This is a genomic window from Sphingobacterium deserti (assembly GCF_000757725.1).
In the GTDB taxonomy this organism is placed as follows: Bacteria; Bacteroidota; Bacteroidia; order Sphingobacteriales; family Sphingobacteriaceae; genus Sphingobacterium; species Sphingobacterium deserti.
In genome coordinates, this window is record NZ_JJMU01000033.1 from 50,096 (window position 1) to 62,795 (window position 12,700).

11 protein-coding genes are annotated in these 12,700 nt (G+C 39.0%); 4 read left to right on the forward strand and 7 right to left on the reverse strand.

What is annotated here, in order from left to right:
* The first annotated feature begins 55 nt into the window (after positions 1–55).
* Both DI53_RS11325 and DI53_RS11330 read left to right on the forward strand, forming a co-directional pair.
* Complete coding sequence (locus tag DI53_RS11325; RefSeq protein ID WP_037499294.1) at positions 56–1,093, forward strand: glycosyltransferase family 2 protein; 1,038 nt, start codon at positions 56–58, stop codon at positions 1,091–1,093.
* Complete coding sequence (locus tag DI53_RS11330; protein ID WP_037499297.1) at positions 1,090–2,340, forward strand: glycosyltransferase; 1,251 nt, start codon at positions 1,090–1,092, stop codon at positions 2,338–2,340. Before DI53_RS11325 ends, DI53_RS11330 begins: the two co-directional genes overlap by 4 nt.
* Before the next feature lie 76 nt (positions 2,341–2,416).
* Here the strand turns inward: DI53_RS11330 and DI53_RS11335 are convergent, their stop codons facing one another.
* Both DI53_RS11335 and DI53_RS19615 read right to left on the reverse strand, forming a co-directional pair.
* Entirely contained in the window at positions 2,417–4,456 is a 2,040-nt protein-coding gene (locus DI53_RS11335; RefSeq protein ID WP_169741993.1) for a glycosyltransferase, read from the reverse strand.
* 91 nt (positions 4,457–4,547) lie between these two features.
* Entirely contained in the window at positions 4,548–5,558 is a 1,011-nt protein-coding gene (locus DI53_RS19615) for a WaaS/CpsH family glycosyltransferase (RefSeq protein WP_052072349.1), read from the reverse strand.
* Positions 5,559–5,706: 148 nt separating this feature from the next.
* Between DI53_RS19615 and DI53_RS11345 the strand changes: the two genes are divergently transcribed.
* Positions 5,707–6,708 (forward strand): WaaS/CpsH family glycosyltransferase, encoded by a 1,002-nt coding sequence (locus DI53_RS11345; protein WP_131555240.1) that lies wholly within the window; start codon positions 5,707–5,709, stop codon positions 6,706–6,708.
* 43 nt (positions 6,709–6,751) lie between these two features.
* Here DI53_RS11345 and DI53_RS11350 read toward each other — a convergent pair whose 3' ends face one another.
* Both DI53_RS11350 and DI53_RS11355 read right to left on the reverse strand, forming a co-directional pair.
* Positions 6,752–7,762 (reverse strand): WaaS/CpsH family glycosyltransferase, encoded by a 1,011-nt coding sequence (locus DI53_RS11350; RefSeq protein WP_052072350.1) that lies wholly within the window; start codon positions 7,760–7,762, stop codon positions 6,752–6,754.
* Complete coding sequence (locus tag DI53_RS11355) at positions 7,762–8,514, reverse strand: glycosyltransferase family 2 protein (RefSeq protein ID WP_037499304.1); 753 nt, start codon at positions 8,512–8,514, stop codon at positions 7,762–7,764. The genes DI53_RS11350 and DI53_RS11355 overlap by 1 nt, the downstream gene beginning before the upstream one ends.
* A gap of 330 nt (positions 8,515–8,844) precedes the next feature.
* On the opposite strand from DI53_RS11355, the gene DI53_RS11360 reads away from it, so the two are divergent.
* The gene (locus DI53_RS11360) at positions 8,845–9,819 is read left to right on the forward strand and encodes a glycosyl transferase family 90 (RefSeq protein ID WP_037499306.1); all 975 of its coding nucleotides are present in this window, start codon (positions 8,845–8,847) and stop codon (positions 9,817–9,819) included.
* 36 nt (positions 9,820–9,855) lie between these two features.
* On the opposite strand, the gene DI53_RS11365 is transcribed toward DI53_RS11360, so the two are convergent.
* From DI53_RS11365 to DI53_RS11375, 3 genes are read right to left on the reverse strand one after another with little or no spacing between them, the layout of a single operon-like run.
* Positions 9,856–10,965: a glycosyltransferase family 4 protein gene (locus DI53_RS11365; protein WP_037499308.1), complete on the reverse strand. Its 1,110-nt coding sequence runs from the start codon at positions 10,963–10,965 to the stop codon at positions 9,856–9,858.
* A gap of 28 nt (positions 10,966–10,993) precedes the next feature.
* A complete protein-coding gene (locus DI53_RS11370; RefSeq protein WP_037499310.1) occupies positions 10,994–12,007 on the reverse strand; it encodes a glycosyltransferase family 9 protein in 1,014 nt (337 codons plus the stop codon).
* A gap of 11 nt (positions 12,008–12,018) precedes the next feature.
* Positions 12,019–12,624: a DUF4254 domain-containing protein gene (locus DI53_RS11375; protein WP_037499312.1), complete on the reverse strand. Its 606-nt coding sequence runs from the start codon at positions 12,622–12,624 to the stop codon at positions 12,019–12,021.
* Between the last annotated feature and the right edge of the window lie 76 nt (positions 12,625–12,700).

Here is a 12,700-nt window from a genome sequence, read left to right on the forward strand (position 1 = left end):
AGGGTTTTCCACTTGAAGTTGTTAAATTTGCTAACTAGATCAAACATATTTACGAATGATAACACCAGGGTTTCTTCCTTCTGTTTCTGTTGTTATGCCAGTTTATAACGTAGATGCTTTTTTAGAAGAAGCTATACAAAGTGTTTTGCAACAAAGTTTGCAGAATATTCAACTCATTTTAGTAAATGATGGTAGTACTGACAGTTCTGGAAAGATATGCACGCTCTATGCCCAAGCCGATGATCGTGTGCTTGTTCTAGATCAATCGAATGCGGGTGTTTCTGTGGCACGAAATCGTGGGTTAGAGCAGGCTAATGGCGAATATGTTTTCTTTATGGACGCGGATGACACGATTGATTTGAACTTTCTTAGATCATCGTATCAAATAGGAAAAAACGACGATGCTGAGTTGATTATCGTCGGTGATTACTTCGTGCAACAATTTCCACGTATTCCTGCGTTACCCACGTGCGGGCAGATGTGGAAAGTCGAATTTTTAAAAGGACATCCTACAATTCGATTTCCGAAAGGGATACAGCCTGGAGAGGACGGTTTGTTTTCTCATCAATTGTTAGCTCTTAATCCAAAAGTCGCATTTAATTCCGAAGCAATCTACTACTACAGGCAGCACGAAAATCAAAATCATAAACGTATCAATGCCGACTTTTGGAAAGTGTTAAGACAGATTCCGTATTGGTTTGATATTCTAAAGTCTTTCTATCTCGTTCACGGTAAAACCCCTGAAAGAATGCAACATTTAGCTCTTTTTATTGAACATGAACCTTTTCAGCTAAGGTATTTAGAGACCCACCTCGATGCTGAGCAAAAAGATTACCTATTTAAACTTATCGTTGCTTACTTTGAAGAAATTGGTATTGAGGGATTAACTTTAGCTGGGAGAGAGAGTTTAACTCCCGTTTTTCGAAAATTTTTGAGTGCTGGTGACTATAGAGCCTTCGATAAGTACTACATTCGTTATCTTAAGAACAGGTCATTAAAAAGGCGAGCCCTGTTTTTCCTGAGTAAGTTTATCCCGTTTTCTAATCCTAGAAGGGAGTTCAGGGAACGCCTACGTAAAATGTATCCGGCATGAAGATAGTTTTGGTACAACATACCGATTTCATTAATGGCACAGGCGGTGCGGAAAAAATGTGCTGTTTTTTAGCAAATGGCTTTCAGCGCATGGGATATGACGTTGAAATCGCGACGAATCAAAACGTACAAGGTGTAGCGATGTTTGCACTTGCGGAAGGGGTGCGTGTCACCAATATATATGATGAAGAGATTGTCCAAGAAAGTTTTAAACCAATTTTTAATTATAGAGGCTCCAACCCGCTGAAATGGTGTCGCGCAAAGTTTCGTAAGAAGCTGGCGAAGTACTACAATAATAAATTGAAGAAGAAATACGCTGCCTATGGAGGGATATATACTTTCAACTTATTACAGCGATCAAAACGGTGGTCTGCTTATCTTCGTGCAGTCGCACCAGACGTGGTTATAAGTACTTCTTTGTCATCTGCCTTAGAAATAACTTACCAAAACAAGTACGATTTTCCTGTTGTAAATTCCGTTAATGGGCGGCCCGATTACGATTACGATTCTCCTTTTGGAGAACGTGATCCCATAGAAAAGCAATTATTGATTGAGACTTTTACAAACCTAACGGCAATACAAGTACTTTTTGCCAGCTATGAGCGATTTTTGCCAACTCAATTTAAGGGGATGTGTTTTGTTATACCAAATCCTGTACCTAAAATTGGTGAGGGTCAATTAGCAAAACATGATTCTGAGAAAACCTCTTTCAGTATTGTTAATATCGCCCGTTTGGATAATGCTTGTAAGCAACAAGAAATGGCTATTCGCGTATTCCATCGTTTAGCGGATACTCATCAGTTATGGAATATGTTCATATGGGGTATAGGCCGGGATAAAGATTATTTGGAAGGTGTTATCGACGAATTGAAATTGACGGAACGTGTTATCTTAAAGGGGTTTACGGAAAAACCTTTGGAAAAATTGAAACGAGCGGATATATTTTTATTTCCTAGCAAGTTTGAGGGGTTTGGTCTAGCATTAGCCGAAGCAATGGCAGTAGGGTTGCCTGTAGTTGGCCTAAGTAATTGTTCTGGTGTTAATGAATTGATTAAGAATAACAAAAATGGCTTTCTAGTTGAGTCTGAGGAACAGATGATCGAATGTTTGGTAAAACTCATGGAATCTCCTTCGTTAAGAAAGAATATGGGGAGCGCTGGAGCAATTGATATGCGGGAGTACAATGAAAGAGCTGTGTTGTCAAGTTGGAATGAATTACTGCACGAGGTTCTTGCTCAGAAAGGCTGACAAAAATCTTGGAAGCATTCAGTCTACATTTTGAAATGCCCATTTAAAAACTTCATACTTTCGCTAATCACCAAAATCAAAGGAAAAGTTTACTTTCGATCAGCTTAATTTTTTCATTAAGTTGCTCTTTCGAAAAAGGAGATAAACTAGATAACGAGTTTTCTTTTAATTTATTCCAAAGCGCAGGATCTTGATAAAGACGAAGAGTCGCAGCAGCAAAACTTTCAGCATTTTCCGCGATAAGAACATTTTTATCCGTCTCTAGTTGCATTCCTTCCGTCCCTACACCAGTAGAGACAACCGGAAGGTAGTATTCGAATGCTTGACCTATTTTGCCTTTGACACCTGCTCCATAGCGTAATGGTGCTACCATCACTCGTTGAGTCAAGAAAAATGGAGCTATATCGGGTACAAAACCGTGAAAGAAAATGTTCGAATAGTTTCTCATCTCCGGGGGTATGTATTGATCCACATCCCCGACGATATGAAGTTCCATCACAGGTAGTGTTTCCCATATCTTGGGCATGATCTCCTCTAGCATATAATAAACTGCATCAATGTTCGGCGCGTGCCTAGAGCCGACAAATAGTAAGCCGCTGCGATCTTGAAAATCTGGGATCCTTAAAGGATCTACTTTTGGGTAATGTACGTTTGATACTACAATCATTTTTTCTTTACTACAAAAACGACGCATGTAGATCTCCTCCTGTTCGGAAATTGGAATAACTAAATCCGCTAAGTTGCTTGCTTTCTTCTCTAGTGTTAGGAATTTATCATATTCTTTTTTTAGAAATTTGTCTTCAGGAGTAAACATTAACGCCCTTTCAAAACGCAAATGATGGATGTCGACCATATCAAAAATTAGAAAGAATTTCTTCCATATTTTCTTCGCCAGTTTGTAGTATTTCATGAAGGTCACTACCGCATACATCCAAACAATAGGTCTTATAATTTGCATCCGCTTGAAATAATGCGAGATATCGTCACTTTTAAGATGTTCATACAACACAACAATACCCATTTTTTGATAATATGCATTGTATCGGTTATTGTAGGTACTTCCAGTAGCGACAAGGGTTACATGATAATTCAAGATTTTATACGCCATCATTATTTCTGTAAGCCTAAGCTCACCGGAATTATTATCATACTGCGGCATTTGATCGTTAAAAAATACAATTTGCTTATTATTACAAAATTCAATTATGCGCTTACTTACGCTAGTGGCTTGTATGGCATTTAATTCATTTTTCCACCTTTCATTAAACAAATTCCGATTCTTTTCAAGTAAGCGCGCTTTTTCTCTTTTCCTTCCTTCGTTTTGGACGTTGTAAGAAACCCCATTGAAGTGAATTATTTTGGAAAAGGGTGTATAATAAATTTTTTTACCCTGTTCATACCGTAACCTAAAACAGAGGTCTGTCTCCTCAAAATATGCGGGAGAATACAGATCATCCAAAAGATTGAGTTGTCCGTTGTTATCCAGTTTTCGAAACAGAAGGCTACATCCAGAGCAGTAATCTACCTCATAAACGTAATTTACCTCTGGGTAGTACACAGGTATTTGCGCTATTTGGACAATTACATTGTCTTTTAAAAATACAGTTCCCGCTTCTTGGAGGGTACCATCAGCGTTTAGGAGCATTGATCCTACCGCGCCGACGTCCTCATATGTCTCGAAGACCGAAACCAATTCGTCGAGAAAGCCCGGTTGAACCACCGTATCGTTGTTGAGCAAGTATATGTAATTCCCTGAAGCAAGTTTAATTCCTTCATTGACTGATTTTAAAAAGCCCAAATTCGTTTCGTTCTTCACGTATTTTATGTTTTGGATATGATCCAAATCTATACTTTCTGAACTGTTGTCATCCACGAGGATAATTTCAAAAGTCTTTCTTGGGAGGTTTTCGTAAATGGAAAGTAAGCATTGCTGCGTATAATGCTGATTATTATAGAACGGTATTATTATTGTAACCTCAGGCTTCTGCTTCAAAGGGAATGCGAAAGTAGAATACTTATTTTCTGGAATGTACTTTTCTTGAGCAAGTAACGATTCCAACTCCATTATGCGGTTTCTTTTAGCGAAAAAATTTCTTATCGGTCTTCTTAATCCCATGAATAAAGTGCTTCTCAAGTGTGAACAATACATGAATGTTCCAACTGTCTAAAATTACTAAAAATATGCAAAATAAGTAAGTTCAACATTTTTAAGGAAGCGTAATTGGAGTATGTCCTTCTAGTTGTAAGACGTATTGTAGCCAATTTTTGAAAGCATATTTCTCTCTGACGCTGGCAGGAAGTTCATGATAAGGACGATTTAAAAAGGAACGCAACTGTTGCGCGGATTGATTTTGGAAAATCAGAATGTTATCCGAATGGTAAAAATCGTATTTGCTTACCTCTTTATTTGTCGTGATCAATTTTACGCTATATCCCACGGATTCCAACACGCGAAACGACAATCCATGTTGGCTTTGGATTTGCGCATCGAATAGAACCTCCGAACCTAACACGTTTTCGACATTAGTTGTATATTTTATGCAGCTCTCAATTGTGCTCAAACCAAGGTGTTCGCAATGTTCTCTTTCCTTTTTATCTCTAGTATATACAATAAACTCACTTGGTACTTCTAGATTGTCTATGAGTTTCTTTAGTCTAACAGTGATGTCTATGCGGTCTGCTTGATAGGAATTTATCGACAGTAGTCCATGTTGTTTTCGACGTTTAGAGTGTGGCGGCGTCAAATAAAAATTTGTACAGGGCAGAACGGTTGGATACCTTTTTAGATCACTAGGATCATATGCAAAAAAATTGTTGAAATAGGGTATGTACTCTTCAACCGTCGGATAACGTGAAATAGCATCCCATTGGTATGCTGAGATAGACAGATCCTTTTTTTTTAACTTTTGAAATAGAGGAAGGGGGAATAGGTCAGGTCGGATAAACAAGCCGTGCTGTATGTTGTCAAACTGCTGAATATAAATAATCATTTTTTCGCTAACAACTTTCGAACGAAGTGCATCCTTGTAGGAACGATCCTGAAGAATAGCTTTTTGAAAAAAGTTCCTAAGCCGGTGCCACAAGCTGGGGTATTCGAAAGAAGCAACGAACCCCGACACATCAATTACGTCAAAATCTAGCAATTCCAATTCCTTTTTAATTGCTTCTGCGAATCCAAAATCTGTAGGTGCTCCAAATAAAATTTTCTTTCCAGCCATTATGTTTTACTTATTAACCTTTTTCTAATCGTGAAAATTGTACTATTACAAATCTACGTGATTTACAATTTTATAAACGTATATACTTAGCAAATTATCTATTAAGGATTACTTTAACTAGCTTTGAAATTCCATTTAAAGTAGAGAGATGATAAACAGAAATCAGCGAGTTATACTTGGGATGCCCAGGACGTTTAGCATATACAAAGTGTTGATCAGCAGAATGCAGCAGTTGGGGTTTGATATAATCGACGTAAGTTACAACAACGATATTTTTACTTATCGTAGTTTTTGGGATCGATCCGTAAACTTTTTTCGGAAGATCGTACTAAATGACAAAGGATATAAAAATAAATTAAAGTTCAAAGCTTTGGGACAGCGTGTATTACAGCAATTACAGGCGATGGATAAAAAAGCCGATTACGCGATCTTGATACGGGCGGATATTTATCCAAAAGATGTAGTCGAGCGGATTGTCGATCATGCTCACAAATCCATAGCTTATCAATGGGATGGCATTAGTCGTTATCCAGCCGTTAAGCAACTTGTATCGTTATTCGATCACTTCTACGTATTTCAAGGCGAGGGATTTACGCAGCAACAGGCCTTATATAGACCCCTTAACAATTTTTACTTTGGACATCTTTACAATCCAGAAATCAAACCACGTTTAAACACTTTTTATTTTATTGGAAGTTTTGTCAAATCGAGATGGGAAAATATTCGTAGTGCAGCTTTGCTGATAGCTGATGCCGGCGGAATTGTAGATTTCTATATATACTCTACTGACAAGCAAATTTCAACTGAGTATACAGTGGCAGGACTTAAATTTATACAGCAAAGTGTGGATTATGAAGAAGGTGTTACAAATGTGCTATACAGCGAATATCTGGTAGATTTTCTTATCGAAGGACAACAAGGGCTATCTATTCGCGTTTTCGAGTCTATTGGATATCGTCGAAAGCTGATCACAGATAATGCTTCAGTAAAAAATTATGATTTTTATCGTCCTAACAACATTTACATTTTAAATGTCGACGAAAGAAGTCTCTCTGATTTTATGATGCAGCCTTATGAAGGACTTCCTGAAGATATTTTAGCCAAATACAATTTCGACTGTTGGTTACATAATATATTAATTGCACAATAAAATGTAGTTCGTATCGAACCAAACTTATAAAGTAAATCCATTGTTAGTGGACGGTTGATAATGCAATTTTGGCTTGTTGATTACTAAGATTAAAAACTTGGGAGACCCAGTAATCTAGCGTGTATTTTTTGTAAATTTTGTCAGCGAGTGGGCGGTAGGGGGTTTCAAAAAAAGTGTTATCAATTTCGCTCAAATCATTATTTATACACAGAATATTCTGTGGGTCATAAAAATCATAATCTTTAATACGTGGATTGTCTGTAATGATCTTTTTTTCGAGCGCCATTGCCTCAAAAATACGAAAACTCAATCCTTCTTGACCTTCACGCATTAAATCGACAATGACTTTACTGTTTTTGTACTCCTCCAATACGGTATCAATATACACTGGTTTATTTTTTAGCTCGATACACGAATGTTGGGGCCGGAACAACATTGAACGAAGCTTTTCCTTCCATATTTGCTTTCCGACAACAACCATTTTGCTCTTCAAATCGAGCGATGCTAGACGTCCGGCCAATTTACGAACAATCTTATTTCGTCTTCTATCGTAAGAAGTGATATAGAAGAGATCACTCGTTGCACCTTGCGACGGCTCTGGACATTCATTTAAATAATTATAATTTGTGATCTTTTCGAAACCATGAGCTGCTACATCTCTATCTTCAAAAGAGTAGATCTTGTCAAATAGATTTAGTTTGCCTTCTACCGGAAAACGGTCTAAATTATCATACAGATAAGTGATGAGTCGATTCGTAAATTTTTTTATTGCAAGAATCGTTTGGCGGTCAAGCGTATGCGGGTTCAATATAAGGATCTGATCTTGGTGACCCAAACCCGCTAGGGATTCCAAAACATACTCTTGGCGTTTGACATGTTTGATATTTTTTCCGCGAAGGAGCTTGCTACACGCATTGAATGCTCGTTCCCTAAAGTTGCGATACTTATACGCACCCATGTTGATATGTGAAGCTTCTACTGCGTGCTCGCGCAGTTTGCTTACGATATGACAGTCGTAGTTCCAGTAATCAAAGCTTATAATACATATTTTCATTATCCTCCTTCTTTTTTCAGAGACTTGTATGTCTCGTGTACGCTAAGACTTTGTAAATAGCAAAGCTGTATGCCACGTTTTCCATCAAGTACACCCAATTTCAAAAAGTATGCCTTAAAAAATTTAAAAGCAGTTTTTGCAATGTGAGTCAGTAAATTGTACCGTTTCCCCTTCGCAGATAATTCTTGTCCTTTCAAAACGCCATAATGTACCATTTTCTTTCGATATAGTCCATAACTGGCAAATGAATAATGCAATATTTTGTTTTTTAGTATCCCAGTGTCTCCATTTACTATCAACGTCTCGTGGACTTTCTTTTTATCATCGTATTTCGCCTTGCTTTTTCGGAAAAGCCGGTAGTTTTTATCATTTTGTGTTCCGGAAAAGCGTATTTTTTCGTTGCAAAAATAGAAAGTTCGGTACATGAAATAGGCAGCTTTGCTTTCTAAAGAATTTATAGTATCTAGTATTTCTTTTTTTGCTTCTTTAGTCAGCCTTTCATCCGCGTCTAGGAACAATACCCAATCAAAATTGGCATATGAAATTGCTAAATTTCTTTGTGAAGTAAAATCTTCGAATTTATTTTGATAGACACTGACTCTTGGAAAGGCTTTTGCCAAAGTTACTGTGCTATCCGTACTAAAAGAGTCCAGGACGATTATTTCATCGGCGAAGTCTAAAGAAGATAAAACACCCGTTATATTCTTCTCTTCGTTGTATGTTATAATAAGTGCACTAAGTTTTTGCTCCACGACTTACAGCTTTAATGTCTTTCTTGTCCCTGTTTATTAGTATAACGGTACCCGTCATGAGTTCGTTACATAGGGATGTAAATAAAACGAAGGTACAATTTTAGAGCTAGTAAACAAAAGAGCGGACTACTTGCACCCCGGCATGTACAGAAGTCACTGCATTTGGATATTGCAAATAAGAAATGGAACTTTTTGCCTCATAACTTGCTACAGACTCATAGCATCAACACTACATGGGGGACGGGTAAAAGGTAAAACTTCCACCAAGTTATGATTCGGTTGAGGATTTTGACGTATATTTGGATCACCTATTTTGAGTGGTGATTTGTTATGAATTTCAAAAGGCTTTTTTTACGGAATAAGAACAACAAATTTCTATACTATTTACGCGCTATTTGCCGTGGCTTAGTGCCGGAAGGAATTGTAAGAAAGCGCCTCAAATTAAAGGTTCATAGAGACTGGGGAGACGAGTCGGCATATCTAGAATCGCGTATAAATTATTATAATAAGCTTGATGGTCTGGTAGCGCTTTCTGATGCCGCTATAGCCATTCGTAATTACACTATTCCTGAAAAAATTCGTGTTTATTATTTTGATAGCAAAGAGTATTTACGCTTTTTTGATCCCAATCTAAAATTTGAACTTTTGCCGGGCGATGTTATTCATATCCCAAAATTTCCGGCTTTGGTGAAAAGCCGACCTATAATCGGTGAAAATAGGAATTCCGTTTTGTTAAATCTGGATAAATCTCGCCACTTCAATTTTATTCAGGATGATATTCCATTTGCAAAAAAAAGGAATATTTTAGTGGGGCGTAGTGGTTTTAGTCAAGTTCACCGTCAAAAGTTCTTCGAGATGTATGCAACGCATCCCTTATGTAATTTGGCTAAAGCGACAAAATCGTCACAGAAAGATTTTCTGAGTATCACGAACCATTTAGCCTTTAAATTTATTTTAGCTTTGGAGGGAAATGATGTAGCTAGCAATTTGAAATGGATTATGTCATCAAACTCCATCGCGGTAATGCCTGAGCCTACCTACGAAACGTGGTTTATGGAAGGGCGCTTGATTCCGGACTATCACTACCTATCAATACTGCCCGATTATTCTGATCTTGAGGAGAAGTTGACGTACTATATTGCACACCCCGAAGCAGCTGAAGCCATCGCAAGACAGGCTAACGCTTACGTAGAGCAGTTTAAAAATAGTAAGAGAGAAGATGCAATTTCCCTGCTAGTATTGGATAAGTATTTCCAATCGACGAATGTAGAAAGATATTCATTTCCTTTGCTCAAGCACGCATAGTACTACGGTGCTGCGTGTGCCGACGAGATCTTAGCATCAGCGTGGGCACAGCCCCTGATACACCTTCATCCATCGTTCCGCCAGTACCTCATCATTAAATTGCTGTGCGTACTCCAGTCCTTTCGTTTTCATTTCTTCTTGCATAGAAGTGGATGAGAGCACCGTTTGTATCGCATGGCGTATTTCTTCGATGTTTTTAGGATCGACAAAATAAGAAGAAGGGCCTGCAGCCTCGGGGAAGACGCCGGAGTTTGTAGTAATCACCGGTGTTTGCGAATAAAGCGCCTCGATAATCGGAATTCCAAAGCCCTCGTAGGTTGAGGGATAGACAAACAGTTTGGCCAATTTATAGATTGCCGCAAGATCTTCCATGCTATCGACCTTTTTAAATAACACTCTGTGCTGGATCTGCTTATCGAGAATGTATTTTTTTATTTCATCAGCGTAAGCAGTCTCTTTGCCGATAATGACAAGCGGAATATCCAATTGTTCCACCGCCTTTACTATCTGGAACGCATTTTTGCGAGGTTCAACGGAGCCGACATTTAAAATAAAATCAGTCGGGAGGTCATATTTCAGTCGTATATTTTCAAGATCGTCTAAAGCTTTTTCTTGCTTGAAAGCAGGATGACAACCTTGATAGATCACGTCGATCTGCTCATCGGCCATACCAAAGAATTCCACCAGGTCTAGTTTCGTCTGCTTGCTGATGGCAATGACCTTGTGCGCATGCATAGCCGCATGTCTGAACTTCTTCGCATAGATGAAGCGGTCAAGCGGTTTGTAGAGCTCTGGGTGACGAAGGAATATAAGATCGTGAACTGTAACCACAGACTTGATCCCTTCCTTTCCGATGGTATACGGTATTTCGCCCGATAGACCGTGGAATATACTAATTTTGTCCTCTTTCAAATCACCCACAATTCCACGGCTACGCCATAAAGACGGAAGCATTTTATTGATGCCACTTTCTGGGAACCGAATATCAAAACCGCTATCTAGATATCGCGAAGGTTTCTTCGTTGTATAGAGGATATAATCGTTCGTCGGATAGTGATGCTTTAATATGCGAAGAAGGTCGCGGCTGTAATTCCCTAAGCCGGACTGATTTTGGAAATATCGTTTTGCATCATATCCTATGCGCATAATCGTCGAGGTAAATTTAAACGCTAAATTATAGAATACCTTTCAAACGCTCAATAACCATTTCTGTAGAGACAAGATCTATGGCCTCAACACCATCACAAAGACAGGATTTATTGCCGTAGATAGAGCTGGGGCGGTTGGGATGTTCCACATGGATACAATCGTTGATCGATTGGCCATAACCTAAGAAGCCTGCATACGGATGCGTAGCGCCCCAAATGGACAGGCATCTCGTGCCAACTAAAGAAGCCATGTGCATACCCGAGGAATCCATGCTCAACATATAATCTAAATTGCTAATGAGATCAAGCTCTGCGCTTACGCTAAGCTTACCAATAGTGCTATGTACATTAGGGTGAAGGCTACTCCAATCGGTGGCCGTTTCCTGCTCCTGTCTGCCGCCGCCAAAAATATAAAATTGATGCGTCGGAAAAGCGCGGAATATAATGTCCCAATTGGAAAGTTTCCAGACCTTGTAGGGATGTTGGGCGAAGGGAGCCACAGCAATATTTTTCCCGGAATGGTTGAGCAAGCTCTTGAAAGTTTCTGGAACGGGCCTATCTTTTTTCTTAAGTGCATTTCCCAGTTTGAGATGAAACCCTAAATGCCTGAACACATCTGCATAGCGCTCTACGGTAGGTCTTAGCGGCACCAGTATCTTATTCTTTCGCTTGATAAGATCTTTCTTCTGGTGTCGTCCTTTATCCAATATACCAAGCCGGTAACCGGCTGTTTTGAAAAACAACGTCAGTATCTTTGACCGGATGTTATTATGTAAATCTGCAACATAGTCGATCTTGTATTTTTTGAGTTCCTGAAACAGACGCCAAAGCCCTTTTGGTCCTTTATGTTGTTCTTCAGGAAAAATAGGGTGGAAAGTGAGGTTGGGAATATCTTCGAAAAAAGCTTCAAAATGCTGTCTGCTCACCATCACCAGTTCCACCTGTCGGTTCTGTGCCTGCAGCTCCCGCAATACCGAAGCCACCATCGCAACATCGCCCATGGCAGAAAAGCGCGTGACCAACACTCTAACTTTTTTCATGTAGTTAAAAACTATTTTTGCAAGCCGTATAATACCGGATTTAACGACGGGTCATTATACATCTTCATTTGTTTGTAGACCTTCATGAACCGATCTCCAGACTCAATATCAGCGAGCAGCTCGTCGATACTTAAGGAAAGGTCTCTACGTTGTTCCAACAAAATGGAGAGTTTAGCCTGGCAGGCCTCGATATGCGCGGTAGAGGCATCTGTACGCAATGTCTCCCGTTCCATATGGTATATCTTTAATGCCAGAATCGATAAGCGATCGATAGCCCATGCAGGGCTCTCTGTATTGATACGCGCATGCGGTTTAGGCTGTATACCATCAAATCGATTTAAAAAATATCCATCAATGTATTCTACCGTATCGGTGCGAAATTGGTTGGATTCGTCAATACGACGTTTCCAATATAAACCATCTTTCGGATCTATTGCGGGATCGCGAACCACATCCTCCATATGCCACTGTACCGTATCTATCCAGCATTTCAAGTAAAGTAAATGTTCGAGAGAGGCACTGTCGTAGGGATTTTCTATAGGATGATCGATCGTATCATGTTGATGATATCGATCAATAGCTTGCTGAAAGACTTTGTTGGCAATTTCGCTGATCATAAGCGCAAAGATAAGAATAAATTCATTCCTAGAGACCTATTTTACGATGAGGCTATGCATAGAATAAGTTACCGTC